This is a genomic window from Vannielia sp. SX4 (assembly GCF_052828525.1).
Map to the genome: position 1 here is coordinate 2,520,202 of NZ_CM128247.1, position 24,023 is coordinate 2,544,224.

The 24,023-nt window shown below is 64.9% G+C and carries 20 protein-coding genes; 11 read left to right on the plus strand and 9 right to left on the minus strand.

All coding sequences use genetic code 11. The annotated features are described in order from the left end of the window. Window positions 1–4: 4 nt before the first annotated feature. Entirely contained in the window at window positions 5–1,108 is a 1,104-nt protein-coding gene (locus tag ACUXVX_RS12460) for a cystathionine gamma-lyase (protein ID WP_446308547.1), read from the plus strand. A gap of 123 nt (window positions 1,109–1,231) precedes the next feature. Here ACUXVX_RS12460 and ACUXVX_RS12465 read toward each other — a convergent pair whose 3' ends face one another. Next, window positions 1,232–2,119, minus strand: a complete 888-nt coding sequence (locus tag ACUXVX_RS12465) for a c-type cytochrome (protein WP_446308548.1) — start codon at window positions 2,117–2,119, stop codon at window positions 1,232–1,234. Beyond that, the gene (locus ACUXVX_RS12470; protein WP_222493076.1) at window positions 2,120–2,590 is read right to left on the minus strand and encodes a c-type cytochrome; all 471 of its coding nucleotides are present in this window, start codon (window positions 2,588–2,590) and stop codon (window positions 2,120–2,122) included. A gap of 285 nt (window positions 2,591–2,875) precedes the next feature. On the opposite strand from ACUXVX_RS12470, the gene ACUXVX_RS12475 reads away from it, so the two are divergent. Then, the gene (locus ACUXVX_RS12475) at window positions 2,876–3,793 is read left to right on the plus strand and encodes a tetratricopeptide repeat protein (protein ID WP_446308549.1); all 918 of its coding nucleotides are present in this window, start codon (window positions 2,876–2,878) and stop codon (window positions 3,791–3,793) included. 158 nt (window positions 3,794–3,951) lie between these two features. On the opposite strand, the gene hpt is transcribed toward ACUXVX_RS12475, so the two are convergent. After that, window positions 3,952–4,497 (minus strand): hypoxanthine phosphoribosyltransferase, encoded by a 546-nt coding sequence (hpt, locus tag ACUXVX_RS12480; RefSeq protein WP_222469255.1) that lies wholly within the window; start codon window positions 4,495–4,497, stop codon window positions 3,952–3,954. 70 nt (window positions 4,498–4,567) lie between these two features. On the opposite strand from hpt, the gene ACUXVX_RS12485 reads away from it, so the two are divergent. Continuing rightward, a complete protein-coding gene (locus tag ACUXVX_RS12485) occupies window positions 4,568–5,062 on the plus strand; it encodes a type II toxin-antitoxin system RatA family toxin (protein WP_446308550.1) in 495 nt (164 codons plus the stop codon). Between the two features lie 7 nt (window positions 5,063–5,069). On the opposite strand, the gene ACUXVX_RS12490 is transcribed toward ACUXVX_RS12485, so the two are convergent. The 3 genes from ACUXVX_RS12490 to ACUXVX_RS12500 are packed head-to-tail and all read right to left on the minus strand — an operon-like array spanning window position 5,070 to window position 7,185. After that, entirely contained in the window at window positions 5,070–5,495 is a 426-nt protein-coding gene (locus ACUXVX_RS12490) for a CinA family protein (RefSeq protein ID WP_446311534.1), read from the minus strand. Between the two features lie 44 nt (window positions 5,496–5,539). Further along, entirely contained in the window at window positions 5,540–6,037 is a 498-nt protein-coding gene (locus ACUXVX_RS12495; RefSeq protein ID WP_446308551.1) for a phosphatidylglycerophosphatase A family protein, read from the minus strand. Next, a complete protein-coding gene (locus tag ACUXVX_RS12500; RefSeq protein WP_446308552.1) occupies window positions 6,034–7,185 on the minus strand; it encodes a bifunctional 2-C-methyl-D-erythritol 4-phosphate cytidylyltransferase/2-C-methyl-D-erythritol 2,4-cyclodiphosphate synthase in 1,152 nt (383 codons plus the stop codon). The genes ACUXVX_RS12495 and ACUXVX_RS12500 overlap by 4 nt, the downstream gene beginning before the upstream one ends. Before the next feature lie 171 nt (window positions 7,186–7,356). Between ACUXVX_RS12500 and dusB the strand changes: the two genes are divergently transcribed. From dusB to ntrX, 5 genes are read left to right on the plus strand one after another with little or no spacing between them, the layout of a single operon-like run. After that, window positions 7,357–8,337 (plus strand): tRNA dihydrouridine synthase DusB, encoded by a 981-nt coding sequence (gene dusB / locus ACUXVX_RS12505; RefSeq protein WP_446308553.1) that lies wholly within the window; start codon window positions 7,357–7,359, stop codon window positions 8,335–8,337. Next, on the plus strand, window positions 8,337–9,428 hold the full coding sequence (locus ACUXVX_RS12510) for a two-component system sensor histidine kinase NtrB (protein WP_446308554.1): 1,092 nt from the start codon (window positions 8,337–8,339) through the stop codon (window positions 9,426–9,428). Before dusB ends, ACUXVX_RS12510 begins: the two co-directional genes overlap by 1 nt. 12 nt (window positions 9,429–9,440) lie before the next feature. Beyond that, entirely contained in the window at window positions 9,441–10,811 is a 1,371-nt protein-coding gene (locus tag ACUXVX_RS12515; protein ID WP_222469249.1) for a response regulator, read from the plus strand. Window positions 10,812–10,866: 55 nt separating this feature from the next. Then, complete coding sequence (locus ACUXVX_RS12520; RefSeq protein WP_446308555.1) at window positions 10,867–13,152, plus strand: ATP-binding protein; 2,286 nt, start codon at window positions 10,867–10,869, stop codon at window positions 13,150–13,152. Window positions 13,153–13,177: 25 nt separating this feature from the next. Next, a complete protein-coding gene (gene ntrX / locus ACUXVX_RS12525) occupies window positions 13,178–14,584 on the plus strand; it encodes a nitrogen assimilation response regulator NtrX (protein ID WP_446308556.1) in 1,407 nt (468 codons plus the stop codon). Window positions 14,585–14,631: 47 nt separating this feature from the next. Here ntrX and ACUXVX_RS12530 read toward each other — a convergent pair whose 3' ends face one another. Continuing rightward, window positions 14,632–17,073: a methyl-accepting chemotaxis protein gene (locus ACUXVX_RS12530; protein WP_446308557.1), complete on the minus strand. Its 2,442-nt coding sequence runs from the start codon at window positions 17,071–17,073 to the stop codon at window positions 14,632–14,634. A gap of 312 nt (window positions 17,074–17,385) precedes the next feature. Between ACUXVX_RS12530 and ACUXVX_RS12535 the strand changes: the two genes are divergently transcribed. After that, entirely contained in the window at window positions 17,386–17,898 is a 513-nt protein-coding gene (locus tag ACUXVX_RS12535; protein WP_446308558.1) for a CHAP domain-containing protein, read from the plus strand. 19 nt (window positions 17,899–17,917) lie between these two features. Here ACUXVX_RS12535 and ACUXVX_RS12540 read toward each other — a convergent pair whose 3' ends face one another. Together ACUXVX_RS12540 and ACUXVX_RS12545 are read right to left on the minus strand one after the other, a co-directional pair. Then, window positions 17,918–19,357: a hypothetical protein gene (locus ACUXVX_RS12540; RefSeq protein ID WP_446308559.1), complete on the minus strand. Its 1,440-nt coding sequence runs from the start codon at window positions 19,355–19,357 to the stop codon at window positions 17,918–17,920. Then, window positions 19,354–20,940, minus strand: a complete 1,587-nt coding sequence (locus ACUXVX_RS12545; protein ID WP_446308560.1) for a CHAT domain-containing protein — start codon at window positions 20,938–20,940, stop codon at window positions 19,354–19,356. Before ACUXVX_RS12545 ends, ACUXVX_RS12540 begins: the two co-directional genes overlap by 4 nt. A gap of 159 nt (window positions 20,941–21,099) precedes the next feature. On the opposite strand from ACUXVX_RS12545, the gene trkA reads away from it, so the two are divergent. Next, window positions 21,100–22,476 carry a Trk system potassium transporter TrkA gene (trkA, locus tag ACUXVX_RS12550; protein ID WP_222469242.1) on the plus strand — a complete coding sequence of 459 codons (1,377 nt, stop codon included), beginning with the start codon at window positions 21,100–21,102 and terminating at the stop codon, window positions 22,474–22,476. Between the two features lie 12 nt (window positions 22,477–22,488). Continuing rightward, window positions 22,489–24,018, plus strand: a complete 1,530-nt coding sequence (locus tag ACUXVX_RS12555) for a TrkH family potassium uptake protein (RefSeq protein ID WP_446308561.1) — start codon at window positions 22,489–22,491, stop codon at window positions 24,016–24,018. Window positions 24,019–24,023: the final 5 nt, after the last annotated feature.

Here is a 24,023-nt window from a genome sequence, read left to right on the forward strand (position 1 = left end):
CCCAATGACCACCGAGACCAAAGCCGCCGAACTGCTGCACCTGCGGGGCCATACCCTCGCCAAGGGCGACCCCATCGCCCCGCCGATCACGCTCGCCTCGATGTATCACCTGCCGGGCACGCCGGGCGGGGTGCCGGGCTACGGCCGCGCCGAGCAGCCCACGTGGGAGGCGACCGAGCACCTTTTGACCCATCTGGAGGAGGCCCCCGCGCTGCTCTTCCCCTCCGGCATGGGCGCAATCTCCGCCGCGCTCTTTGCCACGCTGAAGGCAGGGGACCGGCTGCTGGTGCCGTCCGACGGCTATTACAACGTCCGCAAATTGGGCGACGAATTCCTTAAAGGGCTGGGGGTCGAGGTGGTCGAACGCCCCACCAAGGGCTTTGCCGAGGGCGGGTTCGAGGGGTTTGCGGTGGTCTTCATCGAAACCCCTTCCAACCCCGGCCTCGACCTCATTGACCTCGTCGTCACCTGCGCCGCCGTGCGCGGGGCAGGGGGGCTGACCGTGGTCGACAACACCACCATGACCCCTCTCGGCCAGCGCCCGCTGGACCTTGGCGCCGATGTCGTGGTCGCCTCCGACACCAAGGCCCCGGGCGGCCATTCCGACAATCTCACGGGCCATGTCGCGTCGCGCGATGCGGCGCTAATGGAGCGGGTCCGCACGTGGCGCACCGTGGCTGGCGGCATTCCCGGCCCCTTCGAGGCCTGGCTGTTGCACCGGTCGCTGGAAACCCTGCACCTGCGCTTCGCTGCCATGTGCGCCAACGCTGAGGCGCTCGCTCCCCGGCTCGCCGCCCACCCGGCGGTCACGACCTGCCGCTACCCCGGCTTGCCCGACGACCCCTCGCACAACCTCGCCGCCGCGCAGATGGCGACCAACGGGTTCCTGATCGGGCTGACACTCGCAGATGAGACCTCCGCCGAGCGCTTTATCGACAGCTGCCCCTTCCTCCGCCCCGCCACCTCTTTCGGCGGCGTGCATTCCTCCGCCGAGCGCCGCGCGCGCTGGGGGGATGCGGTGGCGCCGGGCTTCGTGCGCCTCTCGGTGGGGACGGAGCCGGTAGAGCCGCTTTGGGCGGCGCTTGAAGAGGCGTTGGACGGTATCTGAAACGACTGATGGAGTGGGGGGCAGCCCCCCACACCGCGCCTCTTAGTGGGGGGCCAGCCCCCCACACCCCCCGGAGATATTTGAACCAAGATGAAGATCAGGGTCGGGGCAATCTGACCGTGGTCAGTTCTCTATCGGCGGGACCACCTTGAGATAAGCCGCAATCGCCCCGCGGTCCTCATCTGTCAGCTTGGCGGTGCTTTCGACCACCGTGGCCATCTCGCCGCCCGCGGTATCGAACTCGGGCGTGAAGCCGCTCTTGAGGTATTCGGCAATGTCGCCCTCCGACCAGTCCAGCTTGCCGGGCGTGATGTTGGGGATGCGCCCCTTGCCATCGGGCGAGGGCGCCCCGGCGAGCCAGTCGCCCGTCCAGCCTCCAAGCGCATTGCGAGGGCTGTGGCACTCGCCGCAATGGGCCAGCGTCTCCACCAGATAGCGCCCACGCGCCTGTTCTTCGGTCAGATCGCCCTCCACCTGCCAGCCGCCGCGCATGAAGAGCAGCTTCCAGCCGCCGAGGCTGCGGCGGATGTTGAACGGAAAACCCACCTCATGGGCCTGGCTGGGCGTGCTGTCGGCGGGCAGTGTGCCGATATAGGCGTGAATGTCGGCCACGTCCTGCAGCGCCATGCCGTCATAGGAATTGTAGGGGAAGGCGGGATAAAGGTGCTCGCCGCCCCGGCCCACGCCCTTGGTCATCGCGCGGGCGAGGTCGTGCAGGCTCCAGCCGCCGATGCCTTCGTCTCCGGGCGAAATGTTGGGCGCGAGGAAGGTGCCGAAGGGAGAGGGGAACTTCTGCCCGCCCGCCAGCACCAGCCGCGCTTCGCCCTCGGCGCCCGGCGCGGCATGGCAATTGGCGCAACCGGCGGCCCAGAACAGGCCCTCACCGCGCGCCGGGTCGCCCTCGAGCCCGGCCAGCGCCTCCTCATCCACGTCACCGGGGATGGTCACGACCCAAAATACGGCGGCGCCCACCAGCGCCGCCGCAATCAGCCATCTGAAGATCGGATGCATTTACTCTTCCGGCGCGCGGTAAACCTTGTGGCAGCCGCCGCAGGCACCGCCGAGCGCGCCCATCGAGGCCTGCACCGCCTGAAGCCCCTCACCGGTGGCCGCCTGCGCGGTTTCGATCGCGGCGATCAGCTCGACACCCTTGGCCTTGAAGTCATCGTAGTCCGCCCAGATCTCGGGCAGGGCGCGGCTGTCATCGACCGACATGCTGTCGATCCCCTCTTCCCACATCTCGTCGGCGGTCACCTTCACCGCGGCCTCGTGCAGCGCATCGGCGGCGGTGGCGGCAGCAGTGCCGTCAAAATCCATCTCGCCCTTGGCCATCTTGCCCAAGACCCCGAGGTTCTGGCCCATCACCTTCATCAGGTCTTCACGGGCCTTCTGCTGCTCCATCGCATGGCCTGCGCCGAACGCCGCGCTCGCGGCAAGGGATGCAGCCAGAATAAGGCTGATGCGCTTGGCTGTGGTCTTCATGAAATCCTCCAACTGCTGGTTCTACGCGCCGGAAAAGCTCATGCCCCGGCACTCACTGGCTATGTTCGGCCCGCAGCCCGAGGGTGCGGTCCCTCCGAGACTGGCCTCCGCCCCTACGTTACGGCAAGCAGTTTCTCGCGCCCCGGCTCCAACTCGCTCAGATGTTATCTGCGTGACATGAAAGTGACTGTCATCTCCGCCCCTTGGCGCGGTTTTGCTTTTCTCGGGGCAGGTGGCTGTTACACTCCGTGGGATTTCAGACCGCGTATTCAAGGAGCCACCTGCATGAAGCCCTTTCTCCCCGCCGCCCTCTGCCTGCTCGCCGCGCCCCTCGCGGCGCAAACCGACGACGAGGTCGAGAAGGCGCGGCAGGCCTATAACGACGGCCACTGGGAACTGGCCCTCACCGTGCTGATCCCCGCCGCCGAGGCCGGGCACCCCGATGCGCAGAACGTTTATGCCATTGCCCTGAAGGACGGCGAAGGCACCGAGGCCGACCCGGAAGCCGCGATCGAATGGTATGAGAAGGCCGTGGCCCAGGGCCATCAGAAGGCGATGAACAACCTTGCGCATCTCTACCAATGGGGCGTGGGCGATGTGGCCCCCGATCACGAGAAGGCCCGCGCGCTCTACCAGCAGGCGCTGGATTCGGGCTACGGCGCGGCGGGCAATGGCATGGGGCTGATCTACGAATACGGCCAAGGGGTCGAGAAGGACCTGGCCAAGGCCGCCGAGTTCTACGCCATCGGCGCCGAGGCGGGCGAGCGCAATGCCGCCTACAACCTCGCCAACTTCTACCGCACCGGGCAGGGCGTGGAGGAAGACATGGGTAAGGCGCTGGAGTTCTACACTGAATCCGCTCTCGCCGGGCACGCCCCGGCGTGGAACGCGGTGGGCCTCTTCAACCAGCACGGCATGGTCGGCGAGCCCAACCCCGAGGCCGCCTATCTCGCCTTCCGCATGGCGGTCGATGGCGGGCTCGGCCTCGCGGGCATCAACCTTGGCGAATTCGTCACCGCCACCCCCGGCTGGTGGCAGGACCCGGTGCAGGGCTACGGCTACTGCCTCTGGGGCATCAACAACGCCTCCGATGCAGATCGCGACGGCTTCATCCAGACCTGCGAGCCGCTCGTCGAGTATCTCTCGGTCGAGGAGGAAGACGCCGCCAAGCGCTTTGCCGAGGGCATCAACGCGGCGGATTGACCGCCGCAACTGTGATCACAGCGCCGCACGGTCCTGAAAGGTTCTTCGGCCTATGTCATCTGACATGCGCATGGAATGTGCATCAGTTGTGCATCACTTCTGCATGGGCGCTGCAACGGGGTTAACGCCACCTGTTACCGCTTTCTGCAGCCAGCGCCCTATGCCTCTTCGGTGAACCGCACTTTGCCGATGAAGGGCAGGTCGCGGTTGCGCTGCGCATAGTCGATCCCATAGCCCACGACAAATTCATCCGGGATGTCGAAGCCTATGAAATCAGCGGCAAAATCCACTTCCCGGCGCGAGGGTTTGTCGAGCAGGGCGATGGTGCGCAGCTTGGCGGGCTCGCGCGCCTTCAGCATGTGGATCACGTGATGCAGGGTGAAGCCAGTGTCCACGATGTCCTCCACCACGAGCACATCGCGCCCATGAATTTCACCGCGCAAGTCCTTGAGAATGCGCACTTCCTTGCTGCTCTCCATTGCGTCGCCATAGCTTGACGCCTCGATGAAATCGACCTCCAGCGGCAGATCCATCTCACGCACGAGGTCAGCGATGAAAACGAAGGAGCCGCGCAACAGGCCGATCACCACCAGCTTGTCGGTGCCCTTGAACTCGGCCTCGATCCTGCGGGCCAACTCCTCGATCTTCGCGGCAATCGCCTTGGCCGAGATCATCTGATCGATGACATACGGTCGCTGCGGCATGTGTCCCCCTTGCATTCTCCAGCGCGTTGGGGCTCATCATGGCGCAATCCGACCCGATGATACAGGCCTCATGACCCGTCACGCAGAGACCCGCCAACTCCCTTATTCCGCTCAGGAAATGTACGATCTGGTCGCCGATGTGGCCAACTACCCAAAGTTCCTGCCTTGGACCGCCGCAGCCCGCGTGCGCTCCCGCAAACCGGTCGCCCCGGAGGAGCTGGAGCACGGCCAGCAGCGCTTCGGTCGCTGCGATATCATGGAGGCCGATCTCGTCATTTCGTTTAAGGTATTTCGTGAGACCTTCCTCAGCAGGGTCTGGCTCTTTCCCGAGTCGAAGCGGATCGAAACCCGCTACATCGACGGGCCGTTCAAGCACATGCGCTCGGTCTGGCAGTTCAAGGATGTGAAGGGCGGTTGCGAGGTTCACTTCGAGGTGGACTTCGAATTCAAGAACCGGATTCTGCAAGGCGCGGCCGGAATGTTCTTCAACGAGGCCATGCAGCGCATCGTGCGGGCCTTTGAAGGGCGGGCAGATGCGCTCTACGGGGTGAAGAAAGGCGCGTAAGCGGCTGTTATTGCGGTGATAGCTTTGCGATCATGAGCCGCAGCGCACGGTTTACAGTTGCTTGCCGCACCGCGCTCCGCCCGATCGCGCCAAACTCGACCGTTTCTGTGATCACAAACTGATCCCACGCCAACCCAAAGCATACCCGCCCCTCCGGCTTGTGCTCCGACCCGCCCGGCCCGGCGATGCCCGTGACCGAGACGGCAAGGGTGGCTTCTGAGCGGGCAAGGGCACCTTTGGCCATCTCGGCAGCCACCTCCTCAGACACCGCCCCATGGGCCTCAAGCGTCTGATTTTCCACGCCCAGCATCTCGCGCTTGGCAGCATTGGAGTAGGTCACGAAGCCCCGGTCGAACACGTCCGATGACCCGGGCACCTCGGTGATCGCCCCGGCAATCAGCCCGCCGGTGCAGCTTTCTGCTGTGGCAAGCATCCCGCCGGATTTGCGCGCGGTTTCAATCAGTTCTGCAGCGATGCTCACATCAGCACCCCATGCGCCAGCCCGGCCAGCGCGATCACCACCACCGCCGCAAACACCCCGGCGATCACGTCATCCAGCATGACCCCCAGCGCATCTCCCCGCCGGTCGGCCCAGCCCACGAGCAGCGGTTTCCAGATGTCGAACAGCCGGAAGAACACAAAGGCCGCCACCCAGCCAGGCCACAGCCGATACAGCTCCGCGCCCATCATCGACGCGCCGTAAACCACTGGAAACAGGGCAATCCACTGGCCTGCAACCTCGTCGATCACGATCTCCGAAGGGTCGTGCTCGGCCTTGCCCCGCGTCTCCTCCGCCGTGGCCCAGAGCCCCAGCGCGAACACGGTGAGCGTGGCCAGCACCAGCCCCCAGATGCCCGCAACATAGGCCACCGCATAGCCTGCGGGCAGCGCCGCCAGCGAGCCCCATGTGCCGGGGGCAGGGCGCAGGTGGCCGACCCAGAAAAACGTGGCGATCCCGTGTGTTAGCGCCTTCATTTCGGCACCAGAACAACCGTGGCCATCGCCGCGATCCCTTCTTCCCGCCCAGTGAACCCGAGCCGCTCCGATGTCGTCGCCTTCACCGAGACCCGGCCCATATCGCACCCCATGATCCGCGCCATCTCCCCCCGCATCGCCTGCGCCTGCGGCCCAATCTTGGGCCGCTCGCAAATCAGCGTGAGATCCACATTGCCAAGGGCAAACCCACGTTCACCGGCCAAACCCACGGCATGGTTGAGAAAAATCTCGCTCGCCGCACCCTTCCACTGCGGGTCGCTGGGCGGGAAATGCTGCCCGATGTCGCCCTCGGCCAGCGCGCCATAGATCGCATCGGTCACCGCATGCATCCCCACATCCGCATCCGAATGCCCCTGAAGTCCGCGCCCGTGGGGCACCTGCACGCCGCAGAGCACCACATGGTCGCCGGGGCCAAAGCGATGCACGTCAAACCCGTTGCCAACCCGGATATCCATCTGATCTTCCTTCAAAAACCGCTCAGCGCGGGCAAAGTCCTCGGGGTGGGTCACCTTCAGGTTCCGCTCTTCGCCCGCCACCAGCGCCACCTCGATCCCTGCGACCAGCGCCACCTCAACATCATCCGCCGCTTCGCCCTGAAACGCCTCATGCGCCGCGCGGATCGGCGCCAGTGCAAACCCTTGCGGCGTCTGCGCCCGCCACAGTCCGTCGCGCGGCTGCACCCCGGTTACCCGCGCGCCCTCGGCCCGCCAAAGCGCATCGGTCACCGCCAGCGCTGGGGCCGCGCCGTCGGCATCTTCCAGCGCCTGAATCACCCGTGAAATCAGCGCCTTCGACACCAGCGGCCTCGCGCCATCATGGATCAGCACATGGCTCGCCTCTTCGGGCAAGGCGGCCAACCCCGCCGCCACCGATCCAGCCCGGCTCTCGGCTCCGACAACCCGCGCCACGCCGCCCGGCAGGGCGGCCTCAGCGAGGGCTTCATCCTCCGCCCCGATCACCACCGACACGCTTGCCACTTTTTCATGCGTGGCGAAAACACCCACCGTGCGCGCCAGTAACGGCATCCCGCCAAGGCTCTGGTATTGTTTGGGAATGGGGCCACCCGCACGGGTTCCGCGCCCGGCGGCGACGATCAATGCGGCGATATGCGGGCTGCGGTTTTGCACAGCACCGCTCTACGCTTTGCCGGAACGAGGGGCAACACAAAGCGGTTTCTTCCGGGCGCACGCCTAAAAATTCATCGCTTTGCGTCTGACCCTGAAAAACCCCACCCCTAGGCTTTGCATTCCGGGGCAATCCATCGGATATGTAGCAAGCGTTGCACAAGGATTAAGCATTTGTCCGTTTCCGTGGCAAACCTGACACTTGACCCGCCGGTCCTGCTCGCCCCGCTCGCGGGCATCACCGACCTGCCGTTCCGGCAGTTGGTCGCGCGGTTCGGCGCGGGGCTCGTGGTGTCGGAGATGGTCGCCAGCCAAGAGATGGTGCAGGCCAAACCGGGCGTGCGCGAAAAGGCCGAACTGGGCTACGGCGAACAGGCCACCTCGATCCAACTCGCAGGCCGCGACGCCACATGGATGGCCCGAGCCGCCGCCATGGTCGAGGAAAACGGCGCACAGATCATCGACATCAACATGGGCTGCCCGGCCAAAAAGGTCACCGGCGGGCTCTCCGGCTCCGCCCTGATGAAAGATCTCGACCACGCGCTCACGCTGATCGAGGCGGTTGTGGGTGCCGTCAGCGTGCCGGTCACGCTCAAATGCCGCCTCGGCTGGGATGACGGCCAGATCAACGCACCTGAGCTTGCCGTTCGCGCTGAGCAGGCCGGGGTGCAGATGGTCACCATCCACGGTCGCACCCGCTGCCAGTTTTACAAAGGCCGTGCCGATTGGGCGGCTATCCGGGCTGTCAAAAAAGCCGTCTCGATCCCGGTCATCGCCAATGGCGACATCGTCGATGCCGCCTCGGCCCGCGCCGCGCTGGAGGCTTCGGGCGCCGATGGCGTCATGGTCGGCCGCGGGGCGCAGGGCGCGCCGTGGCGGCTGGCCGAGATTGCCCATGCGTTGGGGCAGGGGCCAGTACCCAGCATTCCGCAGGGCGCGGAGCTCGCCGCAATGATCCTCGATCACTACGACGCCATGATCGCTTTCTACGGCGAGGCGCTCGGCAACCGCACCGCCCGCAAGCACCTCGGCTGGTACATGGATGCCAGCGGCACGCCGTCCGGCTTGCGCCGCATGGTGCTCACCGAGGCGGACCCGGCCAAGGTGCGCGCCCTTATCGCCGAAATTCCCGCCCGCCAGAGCGAGGCCGCCTGATGATGGAAGACGATCTCATCTGGGTGTCGCTGCCGGTTCCGGCGATCCTGCTCGACGACAAGGACCAGATCGCCGATATCAACCCGGCCGCCGAGACCTTTCTGAACACCTCCCTGCGCTCGCTCCAGGGCCACCATGTGTGGGACAAGATCATGGTCGCCGCCCCGCTCGAGGGCGGCTTCGAGCGGGTCCGTAAGAACCAGGCCGCGCTCTTTGTGAACGATGTCGATCTTGGCACGGGCGAGCGCCCTCCGGTTCACTGCAACCTCCAAATCGCCCCGCTCAACGATGACAGCAAACGCCTCATCATGCTGATTTCACCGCGCGAGATCGCGGGCAAACTGGGCCGGGCGCATTCGGTGCAGGCCACGGCCAAGAGCGCCATCGGCATGGCCGAGATGCTGGCGCATGAAATCAAGAACCCGCTGGCGGGCATCACCGGGGCGGCGCAGCTCATCTCGATGAACCTACCGAAATCCGAACTGGAGCTGACCGATCTGATCGTGGCCGAGAGCCGCCGCATCGTGAAGCTGCTGGAGCAGGTCGAGCAGTTCGGCAATGTGCGCCCGCCGCTGATGCATCCGGTAAACATCCACGACATCCTCGACCGCGCCCGCAAATCCGCCGAGGTGGGTTTTGCCGCCAGCATCAAGTTCAGCGATGATTATGACCCCTCGCTGCCGCCCACGCTGGGGGATGCCGATCAATTGCTTCAGGTCTTTCTGAACCTGCTGAAAAACGCCGCCGAGGCCTCGGAAAAGCTGGGGCCGGAGCATGAGGGCACGATCAAGATCCGCACCTTCTACGACCTGTCCCTGCGCCTGCGCGGCAAGGACGGGCGCGGGGCGGCGGTGCCGCTACAGGTCGAGATCACCGACAACGGGCCGGGCTTGCCCGAGGAGATCGCCGACGAGATCTTCGAGCCCTTTGTCTCGGGCCGTGAAAACGGCACCGGCCTCGGGCTGGCGCTGGTGAGCAAGATCATCGGCGAGCACAACGGCTGGATTCAGGTGGATTCGGTGCCGGGAAAAACGGTTTTCAGGGTGTCGCTGCAGGTGGCGCCCGACTTGAGCAATAGTGAATACTACTAGGAGCTAGTCGCGATGGACGGAACGGTACTGGTCGCAGATGACGATCGCACGATACGCACGGTGCTCACCCAGGCGCTGACCCGCGCCGGTTGCCGCGTTCACGCCACCTCGTCGCTGGTCACGCTCATGCGCTGGGTCGAAGAGGGCAAGGGCGATCTGGTGATCTCCGACGTGGTCATGCCCGATGGCAACGGGTTGGAAACGCTGCCGAAAATCTCCGCCGAGCGGCCCGGCCTGCCGGTCATCGTGATTTCGGCGCAGAACACGATCATGACCGCCATTCAGGCCGCCGAGGCCGAGGCCTATGATTACCTGCCCAAGCCTTTCGACCTCCCCGACTTGATGAAGCGCGCTGCCCGCGCATTGGAAAGTAAGCGGCGGCTGGCCTCGCAGAAGGCCGACACCACGGAAGCACCTCAGTCCGACAGCGATCTGCCGCTGGTGGGGCGCACGCCGCAAATGCAGGGGCTGTATCGGCTGGTGGCAAAGGTCATGAACACTGACCTTCCGGTGCTGATCACGGGTGAGAGCGGAACCGGCAAGTCCTTGATTGCACGTGCTATTCATGACTTTTCCGACCGGCGCACGCTGCCCTTCGTGGTGGTGTCTCCGAGTGACCTTCAGGGCGCTGATGGTCCGGCTCAAGTGGTTGCCCGGGCGCGTGGTGGTTCGATCCTTTTTGATGAAATCGCCGACCTTGATGACGAGGCGCAGGGCCGGATCGTACGGATGCTCGATGCCTTCGGCGATTCCGCGCCGCGGGTGATGAGCACCTCGCAGGGCAACCTGATGGAGCGGATGGAGGGCGGCGGCTTCCGGCAGGATCTGTTCTACCGGCTCGGCGGCGTGACCATCAACGTGCCCGCCCTCCGCGAACGGGTCGATGACATCCCGCTGCTGGCCGAGCACTTTCTGGCCCGCTCCGAGCAGGGCAGCGCGCCGCGCCGCATCGCCGGGCCTGCGATGGACCTGATCCGCGCCTACAGTTGGCCCGGCAACGTGCGTCAGTTGGAGAACACCGTGCGCCGCCTCGTTGTGACTGCCACCGAAGAGCAGATCGGCCTCGCGGACGTGGAGGCGGTGCTTTCCTCCCAGCCCGAGATCGAGCCGCTGGTGGGCGGCGGCGATGGCGAGAAGCTCTCCGCCTCGGTCGCCAAGCACCTCCGGCGCTACTTCGACCTGCACGGCGGCGCGCTCCCGCCGCCGGGCCTCTACACCCGCATTCTCAAGGAGGTGGAGCTGCCTCTGATCGAGATCGCGCTCGATGCCACCGGCGGCAATCAGGCCAAATGCGCCGATTTGCTGGGCATCAACCGAAATACCCTCCGCAAGAAGATAAATGACCTCGATATTCAGGTGACACGCCGCCGCAAATTGATGTAAAAGGGCAACAGAGCCGTGGCAGAGGGGTCTCAGACCTCCGTTGAGATCACGGGATATGGCGGTATGTCCCTTCGGGGGCACAAGATATGTGAGGCACGCGGTGGGGTCCTCCGCACGAGCGTTTGGGTGGGAACGCCTTGTTAAACTGCGTAGATTGCGCCGTTTGCGCAACGCGGCGACGCTCGCGTTGGTGGTTCTTGGCCCTGCGCTGGCAATCGGAACATACCTGACACTCGGCCCCTTCGGGCAGGGTGCCAACTCGCCCGCGCTCCGGGCGATTCTTCTCGCTGACATCGTCTATGTGCTCATCGTCGCGGCGCTGGTGCTGTGGCAGGTGGGTAAGCTGGTCGCGGCCCGCCGCCGCAAGTCTGCCGGCTCCCGGCTGCACCTCCGCCTGACCGGCGTGTTCGCGCTGATCGCCGCCGTGCCGACGGTGCTGGTCGCCGTCTTCGCCGGCCTCACCATCAACCTCGGTCTCGAGAGCTGGTTCTCCGACCGAGTGCGTGAGGTTGTGGGGGCCTCGCTGGAGGCCGCACAGGCCTACAAGGAAGAGCACCGGCGCGACCTTGAGCAAGATGCCACCGTTCTCGCGGGCTACCTCAATGTCGCCCGCGCGGCTCGAGGCGCGGTGAGTGATGGCCAGATCCGGCAGGTGCTGGGGCAGGGGCAAGCGCAAGTGCAGCGCGGCCTCCGTGAGGCTTTCGTGATCGACAGCACCGGCGAGATCCGGGCGCGCGGCGAGCGCAGCTATCTGTTTGATTTTGAAAAGCCAACCGAACCAGAGATGCAGGCCGCCCGCGAAGGCGAGACGGTGATCATCGAGGACTGGGCTAACAGCGAATTCCGCGCGCTGCTGCGGCTCAACGCCTTCCCCGACAGGTTTCTCTACGTCTCCCGAGAGGTGGACGGCCAGCTTCTGAGCCTCCTCGACGACACCGAAGAGACTGTGACCGTTTACAACCAGCTCGAGCAGGAGCGCGGGCGCAGGTTGTTCGAGTTTGGCGTTATTTATCTGGGCTTTGCGGTGATCCTCATTCTCGCCTCGGTCTGGCTCGGCCTCTGGTTCGCCGAGCGTTTGAGCCGCCCGGTGGGCCGCCTCACTGGCGCCGCGCAACGCGTGGGCGAAGGCGACTTGGACGTGCGCGTGATCGAGGAATCCGGCGATGATGAAATCGCCATGCTGGGCCGAATCTTCAACCAGATGACCCGTCAGCTGAAAGGCCAGCGCGACCGACTGCTCGACAACTCCGCCCGGATCGAAGAGCGCCGCCGCCTGTTCGAGCAGGTGCTTTCTTCCGTCACGGCCGGGGTGATCGGGCTGGATCCGGCAGGGCAGGTTGAGTTCATGAACCGCTCCGCGCTCGCGCTGCTTGACCTCAGCGACGAGAGCGATCCGCACGTGGCGGTTGGCAAGGCCGTCCCCGAGTTCGCGGGGCTTCTTGAGCGCCTGAGAACCGGCGAAAAAGAGATCGCCCGCGAAGAAATCCGCCTGAACCGCAAGGGCAAGCTGGAAACGCTGCTGGTCCGCATGGCGCGGCGGCGCGGAGAGGAAGGCGAGATCGAGGGTTACGTGGTCGCCTTCGATGACGTGTCGGAACTGGTGACGGCCCAGCGGATGGCAGCCTGGGGCGACGTGGCCCGCCGGATCGCCCATGAAATCAAGAACCCGCTGACCCCGATCCAGCTTTCCGCCGAACGCATCCGCCGCAAGTTCACGCCTATGGCGGGCGATGAGGCGGAAAGCCTCGATCAGCTCACTGGTGTGATAGTTCGCCAGACCGGTGACCTGCGTCGCATCGTCGACGAGTTCTCCAAGTTCGCCCGTATGCCCGAACCTGACCGCAAGCCGGTAGATCTTTCTGCCGTACTTCGCGATGCCGTGCTGCTCCAACGCGAGAGCCAGGGCGAGGCGCTGAAATATGAGGATGAAACCGGCGGTGTGGTGGCTGATCTCGATGAGACCATGGTCAGCCAGGCGCTGATCAACCTGATCAAGAACGCGGGCGAAGCCATTGAGAGCCTTCAGGAAAAAGGCGCGCCCGAGGGCCACGCGCCGGAAGTGCGCGTGCGGCTCTTTACCGAAGGTTCCGAAGCCGTTGTGGAAGTGGCCGACAATGGGATCGGCCTGCCGGAAGACCGGGGCCGCCTGTTCGAGCCCTATGTGACGACCCGAGAAAAGGGCACCGGCCTTGGCCTGCCCATCGTGAAGAAAATCATCGAAGAACATGGCGGCAGCCTTGATCTCACCGATGCCGAGCCGTTCACGGAGGGCGCCCACGCCGGGGCGCTCGCCGTGGTGAGGCTTCCGCGCAGCGTCGAGATCAGTGCAGCCGCCGAATGACGAGAGAGAGGAAGGAAGAGCAGAGATGACCGATATTCTGATTGTGGACGACGAAAGAGACATCCGCGAACTCGTGGGTGACATCCTCCGCGACGAGGGCTTCCAGACCCGGCTCGCTGGCAACTCCGACGACTGCATGGCCGCGATCAACGAGGCGCCGCCAGCGCTTATGATCCTCGACATCTGGCTCAAGGACAGCCGTATGGACGGCATCGACATTCTCAAGGCCACCAAGCGCGACAACCCCGACATTCCTGTGGTGATCATCTCCGGGCACGGCAACATCGAAATTGCTGTGGCGGCGATCAAGCAGGGGGCCTACGACTTCATCGAGAAGCCCTTCAATATCGACCAGTTGATGGTGGTGATCCGCCGCGCGATGGAGACCTCTCGCCTGCGCCGCGAGAACAGCCAGCTTCGCCGCAAGGAGGTGTCCGTCACCGACATGGTCGGCAACTCGACGGCTTTCAAGGCACTGAAAAGCCAGTTGGAGAAGGTCACAAAGTCCAACGGCCGGGTGATGCTGACAGGGCCTGCCGGGGCGGGCAAGGAAATGGCGGCGCGCTACATTCACGCCAATTCCTCCCGCGCCTCTGCGCCCTTCATCTCGGTCAACTCCGCCTCCATCGAGCCCGACCGGATGGAAGAGGTGCTCTTTGGCCGCGAGAGCGATGCCCGGGGGGTGGAGCAGGGGCTGCTCGAGGAGGCGCATGGCGGGGTGCTCTATTTCGACGAGATCGCCGACATGCCGCTGGGCACGCAGTCCAAGATCCTCCGCGTCCTGGTGGAGCAGCAGTTTCAGCGGGTTGGCGGCTCCGATAAGGTCCGGGTTGACCTACGAGTGATTTCCTCGACCAACCGCGACCTTGAAGCGGAGATTGCGCGGGGGAACTTCCGCGAGGAGCTGTATCACCGGCTCAACGTGGTGCCGATCCGCGTGCCGGGGCTAGAGGAACGTCGTGAGGATATCCCCGAACTGGCCCGACACTTCATCACCGAAGCAAACGCAAGCCAGGGCCTCAGCGCACGGGAGCTTTCGGAAGAGGCCGAGGCGCTGCTTCAGACCATGCATCTGCCGGGCAACGTGCGACAGTTGAAGAACATCATCGAGCGGGCTCTGATCCTTGGCGAAACCGCAGAGCCCATCGAGGCGCGGGAGCTTCAGGGCAATGATGCGCCGGAGGATGACGAAGGCCGGGTTGTGCTGTCTGGCGGGCTGGCGACCTTGCCGCTGCGCGAGGCCCGCGAGCTGTTTGAGCGGGAGTACCTGTTGACCCAGATCAATCGGTTCGGTGGCAATATCTCCAGAACAGCGACTTTTGTCGGCATGGAGCGCTCGGCGTTGCACCGCAAGCTGAAGTCGCTGGGCGTGGTGACCTCCACGAAGGCCGGTGCGCGGATTGCGCATATCGAGAGCCAAGCCGCCGAGTAGGGGATAGGCGGGCCGTCTTGGGCGAGGGAGCGATCTGAGCAGTCGCCTCAGGATGCGCGGCGGAATTCGGGTGTCAGTGAGGCTCGGTCATCGATTTCTTTGACCTGCTCAACACCTGCCTTGGAGGCGGCCGCGTCGAGGCGAAAGCTGTTCACCGTCGTCAGCAACGCCTCGAACTCGCTTTGCATCGTGGTCAGGGCAGCGGTTGTCTCCTCGAAGTTCGCCGCATTTTCCTGCGTGCTGCGATCCAGCTCGGCGGTTGCAGTGACGACCTCATCAATGCTGGTGGCCTGCTCTCCCGAGGAGGTGGCCACGTGGTCGATCTGATCCGAAACTTCGCGGACCACCCCGGTGATGGCGCGCAAGGCTTCGCCACTTGCCTGCGCGAGTGCGACACCGTGCTCCACCTTTGAAGTTGTTGCTGATATCAGACCGCCAATCTCTCGCGCGGCGCCCGAGGAGCGGGCTGCAAGCTCCCGCACTTCGCTGGCGACAACGGCAAATCCACGCCCGGCTTCACCGGCGCGGGCTGCTTCGACCCCGGCATTGAGCGCGAGCAGGTTCGTCTGGAAGGCGATGTCATCAATCAGGTCGATGATCTTGGTGACGGCTTGCGCACTTTCCTCGATCTCCTGCATTGCCCTGAGCGTGCCTTCCACGGTTTCGAGTCCGTCCTCGGCCTGTTCAGCTGCTCGGGATGCGCTGTTGCGGGCGCCGTGCGCCGCGTCGGTGGCCTGCCGGACCGAGGCCTGAAGCTGGGCCATGGCTGCGCTGGTCTGTTCGAGGGTTGCCGCGTTGCGTTCTGTGCGGCTGGAGAGGCCACGCGCATTTGCGGCGAGAGTGCTCGCGGTCTCATTGGCGAGGTGGCCACTGCCGCGGACCTCTGCAAGTACTTCGCCGAGCGACATCATGGATTGGTTCACATCCTCCGCTATGCGCGCAAAGACACCCTGATAGTGTTGGTTCAGGCGGTAGGTCACATCGCGCGCGGCAAGGGCTTTCATCGCGGCGGAGATATCGCGGAGAGCCTCGTCGGTGCCCGATCCGATCCGGTTGATGCCGTTGCAGATGGCGAGGAAGGCGCCGGTTTTGCCACTGGGGTCCATTTGTTGGCTGAAGTCGCCGGCGGCATAACTCTCGACCAGCTTAGCGACCTCCTCGGCGATTGCTGCATCGCGGGCGCGATCGGCATCTTCCTTTCGGCGACCGGCGAGTTCGAGGTTTCGGCGTTCTTCTTCGCGACGTTCTTTCTCGGCCCTTTTGTCTTGTTCGGCGGCTGCTTCCCGCGTCCGGGCTTCTGCTTCGCGTGCCTGACCCTCCAGAATCGAAGTTCGAAAGGCATCAAGGGCGACCACGATTTCGCCGACCTCGTTCCTCGTGGCTGCAGGTAGGTCTGCGTCGAGCGCACCTTCCGACATGTCTCGCGCTGCGCTGGCGACAGACCCGAGACTGCGGCTCACACGGCCGGATACGATCAAGACAACGGATGCAGCGAGCGCCATGACTGCCAAGGACAGGGCGGAAGTGATGAGAACCGCGCGGCGCAGCTCTGCCCGCCGGGCAGCGACCATCTCGTTGAACTCGGCGCCGATTAAGCTTTCCAGATCCTTGAGCGCATTGATCCGGGTGGTCTGCGCGGCAAAGAACTCCGGGCCGGTGTATGCACTGACATCGCCACCGGTGCCCGCGCTCAGGATGTACGCCCGGACCTCATCGACAAACTGCGCGGCTTCACTCTCCTTCAATTGCTCCACCCGAGCACGTGACGCCGCGGATGCATCGGCAATGAAGGCTGCCAGGTAGGTATCCTGCGCGTCTATCAGGCCCTTGAAGCGCAATATCGCCATCATAGAGAAGCTGCCCGAGGCCAGACCACCGGAGCCGACAGCCCGCTCGATTCCGGCTCGCTCCTTGGCTTGAAGGAAGGCGTGGAACGAATTGATCTGTCTGTTGATTTCTCCGTCTTCCGTGAGGTGCGACAGCGCCTTTAACTCACTCAGCATGGCTGCGTTCAGGGCCGTGTAGTAGCTGATCGCATCTGCGAGCGGGATGATTTGCTGGTCGACTTTTGCCCTGACAGCTTTCATTTCTGCGAGTGACTTCTGGATGGCCCGGAGGGTTGTAACGTGTTCCTCAAGGCCGTGCGCCCCCTCGATCCGGGCGAGTTGCTGCACGATCACGGTCTCGGCCCGGGTGCGCTGCTGATCTGTCAGGGCACGTTGCGCTGCCAGCTCTTCGGCAAACACCGTGCCCTTGCTGGACAGGAAGACGGCGGTGGCTCCGCGCTCCTTTTGCTGCTCGTGAACAAGGTCCGAGAGGCGCGTGGCAAGGGCGGACATTTCGGACAGTTGCGCAAAGTCCCGAGCCGCGGAGTTTGCGCGCAAAATCTCCAGCACGGCGATCACCACCAATGCGGCGAGGGGCAAGGCAGCGGTGAGCGCAATGGTCTTGCGAATTCCGAGGTGCGACAGCCAGTTGGTCGGACTCATGCAGGCGCTCCCAGCCATGGAACACAAATCTCATTACGTGAGAGCGACTCTACGGAGCGGGAGTTAACGTTGAGTAAGCGGGAGAAGGGGATGCAACGGCCCGCAAGGGCACACGCGCCGCAGCATAGGCGAGCAGCGGCGGATTCTTGCCATGAACGGCGCAACGCTCAATTTGCTTAACACGCGAACTTGAAATTTGGTTTCATTTCGGAGAGAAATTTTTCCGAACGAGAAACAATACTCGAGGGACAGATGAGGCTGGGGCCGATCAAACGGGCAAATGCCCTGCGACTTCCGCTGCTTTGTGCAGCATTGCTGCTGACCGCAGCCTGCGGTGCCAAGCAGAGCACCGAAACCTTCTCCACCATGACCGCGCCGCAGCTCAAGCCCGAGTTGCTGGACTACGCGATCTCCGAGGCCCGCAGCTTGCGTGCCACGGGGGCCCGCGTGTGGTGCGTGCCTTTTGCCCGCAACGCCAGCGGTGTGCAGATCCGTGGCAATGCGAACACGTGGTGGGGCAGCGCAGACGGTGTTTATGCTCGAGGCCGGACACCTCAGGTGGGAGCCGTGATGGCCTTCTCGGGTACGCGCAAACTGCCGATGGGTCATGTTGCCGTAGTTTCGCGGGTCATCTCCGACCGTGAAATCGAGATCGACCACGCCAACTGGAAGCGCAATCAGGTCAGCCTTGGCATGTCGGTGATCGACGTGTCCGATGCCAACGACTGGTCGTTGGTGAAGGTGCAGAGCCAGCCCACGGCCTATGGTCGGCCCTATATGATTGACGGGTTCATCTACCCTGTGCGGGTCTCGGACGCGATCTGAGCACGCGCACCGCCCTTCCTCAAGGTATGTAGGCGGTGCACATCTCAATCTCCATGAATGTCTGACAGTAGCTCTGCGGGGCCCGCGCGCCCTCCGGCGGGTAGTGCGCCATGACGAAGCCCGAGGCGATTGTGTGATCGGCTGCGAGGCGGAAGTAGGAGGCCATCGCGGCCATGGTTTCTCCTGATTGCAGGGTCGCCGTTTGAACCTCTGCAAGGTAGCGGAAGAGGTCGCGCCCGATGATCTCGGTGGCGTGGTGCTCGCCGGCGCGGTGGAGCGCCATGACGATCTGCGCGGTGCGGGCGACCTTCAGCAGGGGAAGGAAATCAGGCGCTTCAGTGATGGCAACGTAGAGGTCGACGAGCGCCGCGCCGCCTACCGGCTCTCCAGCTGCATACCGGGCGCGGGCGCGGAAGACCCCAGCTTGAACCCGCCATGAGAGCGTGTCATCGGCATCAAGCGCGCCGGAGGCCACAGCGATTTCGGCTTGCCGCGCCGCCTCGTCCCAATCCTGCGCCTCGATCGCTTTGTTGGCCAGTTGCAGGGCCCAGCTGGCACGCCGGATGGGGCTGGCATCGGGGCCGGGACGCAGCACATCAAGCACCATCGCTCGGTTGGCGGCGTCCTGCGGACGATCTAGATGACCGGCGATTGTGAAGAGCAGGGTTTCAGCAGCCTCCCAGGATTGGGAATCGTCGAGAATTGCCTGCCGGATACGCGGCTGCTCTCCGGTTTCATCGATCAGTTCGGCGAGCGCGAGGCCGAGGTGTTCGCGCGCTGTCTCAGGGTCACCGCGGAACATGGCGGCGGAGAAGAAGTGTACCGAGATCACTGCGTTGTTGACGGCGACCAGTGGCACCTGCTCGGCGATCCAATTCGGAAGGCGCAGGCCGCGCATGAGTTGCTCTGCCTGATCCACATCGCCCGCGATCATCATGTTGCCGGCCTCTGCCGACAGTTGGGTTGTCCGCTGGAAGCCAAGAGAGGCGGCAACGTCGGGCGGATCGGCGCGGTGCTCGTCAATGAAGGCCAGTTCCTCGGCTTCGAGCAGGGTGTCGAGCGGATGGTCGAGCCGGGCGAGCGTGGCGCGGGCCCGGTCGGCGTGGCCCCACCAGAACTCGAAGTAGGCGCGCCATGCGAGGATGAAGCTGTGCAGTTCGGAGCTTTCGGGCGCGAGGGTTTCTGCCTCGTCGAGCAGGGCAAAGCCGCGTTCGTAGCGGGCCAGACCGGCCATGAGCTGGACTGCGGCCACGGTCATGACACGCGCCCAGTCGGCATCGAGCTCACCTTCGGCGCGAGCGGCGTCCACGGCTGTGGTGAATTCGAACTCCAGACCCAGCCCGCCATCGGCTTCGAAGATCGCATCGAAGCGGGAGAGAAGCTCTAGCGGGTCGGGCGCTTCGGCCTGCGCGGGCAGGGCCGTGAGGAGGGAGAGTGACAGGAGAGCGGCCCGGATCATCCGCCACCTCCGACCACGAAGAAGGGCGCCCAGGCGAGCGGGTGGGCAAGGCTGGCATCGGTTTCGTCGGCCATGAGGGCGAGCATCGCGCGGCGCATCGCCTCGGCCTTGCGCAATTCCGGCGCGGCCCGTAGCTCGGCGAAGGCCGCGGCGGTCAGGCGGGCGGCGGCATCATCGCGCACGGGCCAATGGCTCACCAGCAAGCTCTCGGCCCCGGCGGCGAAGAAGGCGCGGGCGAGACCGGAGAGACCCTCGGCCCCTTCACCATCGCCCGCAGCGGTGTTGCAGGCCGAGAGCACGACCCATTCGGCGTTGAGTCGCAGGCCCGCGATTTCGCCCACTGTGAGCAGGCCATCATCTGCGGATGAGGGCTCAGGCGGCGGGGTGAGGGCGAGGGCCGGTTCCTCCAGCCCCTGAAGCTCGCCCGCGATCAGGCCGTGGGTGGCGAAGACGATCACATCGCGATCCGACAGGTCGGCGCTGCGGATCGCCGCTTCGGTGGCCTCGGCGCCAAGCAGAACGCGGGCGTCGTCGGGGAAGGCCCCGGCGATGGCGGTGACTTCCCGGCGGGTGCCGGGCAGGGGGGCGAGGGCGGAGACATCCGCCGCGCCGCCGCCTGCGCGGGCGACCTCCATCGCGCTTGCGGTGCCGTTGAAGATCGGATCTCCGACAGCGAGGAGAGTGCCAGCCGAGGCTGCCTCGCGGCGCGGAAGGGCACGCAGGCTGACGACCGAGGGCATGACGGTGAGCGCGTGCTGACGGATGAGCCACGAGGCCTCGCGCAGCATGGCGGGACCGTAGGGCGCGGTGGCGTCCTCGTAGCCGGTGAGGAGGGCGGCGAAGGGCAGGCCGAGCCAGGCGCCATCGGGAACGAGCCGAAGGTGGGGATAGGCGGCCATTTCATCGGCGAAGGCACCGAAGAGGAGCACGTAGAGATTGGCGGCCAATGGGCGGTTAAAGGCGGGCAGACCGGCGTCTGAGGTTTGGGGCTTGAGTGCCGTGGCCCCGCGCAAGGTGCCGGTGAGGCCCATATTCTGCCGGAAGGTCGCCACCAGTTCGGCGGCATCGGGCCGGGTGATTGCAACGCGGTGCCAGATGACCCGATCTCGGGCCACGAGCCAGATAAAGAGGTGCTCCTCACCCTGATGCAGGCTGATGAGCGCTTCGTCTTCGGCCAGCAGGCTACGGGCTTCGGAAAGCGACACAGGCTCGGGCGCGGTAATGCTGCGCCAGTCGGGGAAGCCGCGTGCAAGCCGGTCGCCATTGACCGTGAGCGCCGTTTGAAGCGCGTCGAGGCGGGCGCGGCGCGCTGCCGGGTCCATCGCGCGGTCTCGACTGACGGCATCGCGTTGCTCCATCAGATCGCGCCGCTCTATGGCGAGATCTTCGGCCCCTGCGGCGCGGGCCGCAATGCGCAACGCGATCTGCTGCATGGCGCGGGCGGCGGTGGTGCCCTGCACGCGCTGCGCCATTTGAAACATCGCATCTGCCTGCTCCATCGGGGTGAGACGGGGCGGGCCCTCCTCTTCCGCGGCGAGGGCGGGGAGGCTGAAACAGAGGAGGCAGAGGAGGGTGCGCAACATGGGGCCGATTGATCCGACTGCTGCGCCCCGGGTCAAGTGACAAGCGCCGACATGGGGCAGGAGGCGCGGCCCGAATGCCGCAGCCGTTGACCCCACCCAAGCCCCATGCCAAGCAGGGTGCCGAAGAGCAACGTCAGGCCCCGGAGGGCGCACAGAGCCATGAAGGTCATCATCTGCGGCGCGGGCCAGGTCGGGTGGCAGATCGCCCGCCATCTTTCGGGCGAGCGCAATGACGTGACAGTGGTCGACAACAACGCCGAACTGGTGCGCCGGGCGACGGATTCGTTGGATGTGCAGGGCATTGCAGGCCACGCCAGTTACCCCGACATCCTCGACCGGGCAGGGGCACGCGATGCCGACATGATCATTGCCGCGACCCATTCTGACGAGGTGAACATGGTTACCTGTCAGGTGGCGCACTCGGTGTTCTCGGTGCCGCGCAAGGTGGCCCGCCTCCGCTCGCAAAGCTACCTGACCGCGATCTATTCCGACCTGTACCGCCGCGATCACATGCCGATCGACGTGGTCATTTCTCCCGAGCGCGAGGTGGCGGAGGCTGCACTTCAACGGCTCGCGGCACCTGCCGCCTTCGACACGGAGCGCTTCTTGGGTGGGCAGGCGCAGTTGCTCGGGATCCATCTGGACGACGACTGCCCTGTGCTGAACACGCCGCTGCGGCAGTTGACCGATCTGTTTTCGACCCTGCGGGCGATCGTTGTGGCGGTGCGGCGCAAGAACAAGCTCTTTGCCCCCAACCCCGGCGACCAGCTCTTTGCAGGGGACCAGATCTACGTGTGTGCCAACACCGACGACACGACGCGCACCATGGAGATTTTCGGCAAGGTGCTGCGCAAGCAGGAGCGGGTGGTGATCATCGGCGGCGGCAACGTGGGGCTTGCCGTGGCGCAGGCGTTGGAAAAGCAGACCAACCGCATCCGTGCCAAAGTGATCGAGCGCTCGCGGCCGATTGCCGAACGGGCTGCCGACGCGCTGGAGCGGACGATCGTGCTCAACGGCGATGGCCTCTCGCGCGAGCTGCTGATCGAGGCGAATATCGACAAGGCCGATGCTGTGCTTTGCGTGACCGACGATGACAAGGTGAACCTGCTGGCTGCCGTGCGCGCCAAATCCAACGGCTGCCCGATGGCGATTTGTCTGGTGAACGACCCGACGCTGGTGCCGCTGATGAACCCGCTCCACGTGGACGCCTTCATCAACCCGCGCGCCACAACTGTGAGCTCGATCCTGCGCCATATACGACACGGGCGGGTGCGAGGGGTCTATTCCATCGGGGATGCCGAGGCCGAGGTGATCGAGGCGCAGGTGCTCTCTACCTCGCCGCTTTCCGGCCAGAAGATCCGCGATATCGACTTCCCCGAAGGGGTTTGCGTGGGAGCGCTCATGCGGGGCGAGACCTACATCAAGCCGGTGGCGGAAACGCGGATCGAAGAGGGCGATGTGATCGTCATCTTCGCGATGGCCGATGATGTGCCAGAGGTGGAGCGGCTGTTGCAGGTCTCCATCGACTTTTTCTGAGGCCGCCCGACCGTGCGCCGCATCCTCGAACTGCCACTGATCGTGATCCTCATGGGGCTTTGCGCCCTGTTGATGTATTTGCCGGTGTTCCACGCGGTCACGGTGCGCGACTGGCTCTCGGCGCGGAGCTTCTTTTACGCGGGCACGCTGTTTCTGACCTTGGTCATATTCCTGGGCATTGCCACCTATCACATGAAACCGCGCAGCTTGGCCCGCAGTCACCTCACGGCGTTGGTCGCGGCCTATGGGCTGCTGCCCTTCATGCTGGCCTGGCCCTTCTATGAGGCGATCCAGAACACGACCTACTTCAACGCGTGGTTCGAGATGGTCTCGTCACTCACCACCACCGGGGCCTCGCTGTTCGAGCCGGGTCGATTGCCCGGCAGCCTGCATCTGTGGAGGGCCATCGTGGGGTGGATGGGCGGGCTGTTCATCTGGGTGACTGCAGCGGCAATCATGGCGCCGCTCAACCTGGGCGGCTTCGAAGTGACCTCGATGGCGCGGCCCGGATCTGGGGCGAGACGGGACCGCGTGCTGGATGCCGACGCGCAGACCGATCCGCGCGAGCGGTTGCTCCGGTTGGCGCTGCAAATGGGGCCTGTCTACGTGTCGCTCACCGGGGTGCTCTGGATCGCGCTGGTGGTGGCGGGCGAAGAACCGCTCATTGCGATCTGCCATGCGATGAGTGTGCTCTCCACCTCGGGGATCAGCCCGGTCGAAGGCCTCTCGCAGGCGCGTTCTGGCCTGCTGGGCGAGGCAATCATCCTGCTCTTCTTCATCTTCGCCTTCAGCCGAAAAACCTTCTCGCCGGGTTATGGCATGGGAGCGGTGCGAGTGAGTGCCGTCTATAAGGACATTGAGGCGCGGATGGCGGTTTACTGCATCATCCTCGTGCCCTCAGCGCTGTTCCTGCGTCACTGGATCGGGGCCTTCGAGGTCGATGACGTGGCCGATGTGGGTGCGGCGCTACGAGCGCTCTGGGGTGCGGCCTTCACGGTGGCGAGCTTCCTCAGCACCACGGGATTTACCAGCGCCGAGTGGGGCGGGACTGAAACATGGTCGGGCCTCCAGACGCCGGGCATGGTGCTGATGGGCTTGGCCCTTGTGGGCGGGGGCGTGGCCACCACGGCGGGCGGGGTGAAGCTGCTGCGGGTCTACGCGCTTTACCGCCACAGCCACCGCGAGATCGAACGGTTGGTACATCCGAACTCGGTCAGCGGGGCCGGGGGCAGCTTTGGCCGCCATATCCGGAAACAGGGGGCATATATCGCCTGGCTCTTCTTCATGCTCTACGCGATTTCGCTGGCGGGCGTTTCGGCCATGCTGGGCGCGACGGGGCTCAGCTTTGAGCAATCCATGATCCTGTCGCTCTCGGCGCTTTCGACCGCAGGACAACTTGCTGAAGTCGGCGGCGGCGCGGCGATCAGCTACGTTCAGATCACCGATGTCGCCAAATCGGTGCTGGCAGGGGCGATGGTGCTTGGGCGGGTCGAGGCACTCGCGCTCATCGCACTGCTCAACCCCGAATTCTGGCGCGCCTGAGGCCC

What these genes read in the sequence shown, in the direction of transcription:
- ACUXVX_RS12545 (WP_446308560.1), bottom strand. Translation starts at nt 20,940, where the DNA reads ATGTTGCGCACCCTCCTCTGCCTCCTCTGTTTCAGCCTCCCCGCCCTC.
- ACUXVX_RS12520 (WP_446308555.1), top strand. Translation starts at nt 10,867, where the DNA reads ATGGCGGTATGTCCCTTCGGGGGCACAAGATATGTGAGGCACGCGGTG.
- ACUXVX_RS12460 (WP_446308547.1), top strand. Translation starts at nt 5, where the DNA reads ATGACCACCGAGACCAAAGCCGCCGAACTGCTGCACCTGCGGGGCCAT.
- ACUXVX_RS12485 (WP_446308550.1), top strand. Translation starts at nt 4,568, where the DNA reads ATGACCCGTCACGCAGAGACCCGCCAACTCCCTTATTCCGCTCAGGAA.
- trkA (WP_222469242.1), top strand. Translation starts at nt 21,100, where the DNA reads ATGAAGGTCATCATCTGCGGCGCGGGCCAGGTCGGGTGGCAGATCGCC.
- ACUXVX_RS12510 (WP_446308554.1), top strand. Translation starts at nt 8,337, where the DNA reads ATGATGGAAGACGATCTCATCTGGGTGTCGCTGCCGGTTCCGGCGATC.
- ACUXVX_RS12470 (WP_222493076.1), bottom strand. Translation starts at nt 2,590, where the DNA reads ATGAAGACCACAGCCAAGCGCATCAGCCTTATTCTGGCTGCATCCCTT.
- ntrX (WP_446308556.1), top strand. Translation starts at nt 13,178, where the DNA reads ATGACCGATATTCTGATTGTGGACGACGAAAGAGACATCCGCGAACTC.
- hpt (WP_222469255.1), bottom strand. Translation starts at nt 4,497, where the DNA reads ATGCCGCAGCGACCGTATGTCATCGATCAGATGATCTCGGCCAAGGCG.
- ACUXVX_RS12540 (WP_446308559.1), bottom strand. Translation starts at nt 19,357, where the DNA reads ATGATCCGGGCCGCTCTCCTGTCACTCTCCCTCCTCACGGCCCTGCCC.
- ACUXVX_RS12475 (WP_446308549.1), top strand. Translation starts at nt 2,876, where the DNA reads ATGAAGCCCTTTCTCCCCGCCGCCCTCTGCCTGCTCGCCGCGCCCCTC.
- ACUXVX_RS12530 (WP_446308557.1), bottom strand. Translation starts at nt 17,073, where the DNA reads ATGAGTCCGACCAACTGGCTGTCGCACCTCGGAATTCGCAAGACCATT.
- ACUXVX_RS12465 (WP_446308548.1), bottom strand. Translation starts at nt 2,119, where the DNA reads ATGCATCCGATCTTCAGATGGCTGATTGCGGCGGCGCTGGTGGGCGCC.
- ACUXVX_RS12515 (WP_222469249.1), top strand. Translation starts at nt 9,441, where the DNA reads ATGGACGGAACGGTACTGGTCGCAGATGACGATCGCACGATACGCACG.
- ACUXVX_RS12490 (WP_446311534.1), bottom strand. Translation starts at nt 5,495, where the DNA reads ATGCTTGCCACAGCAGAAAGCTGCACCGGCGGGCTGATTGCCGGGGCG.
- ACUXVX_RS12495 (WP_446308551.1), bottom strand. Translation starts at nt 6,037, where the DNA reads ATGAAGGCGCTAACACACGGGATCGCCACGTTTTTCTGGGTCGGCCAC.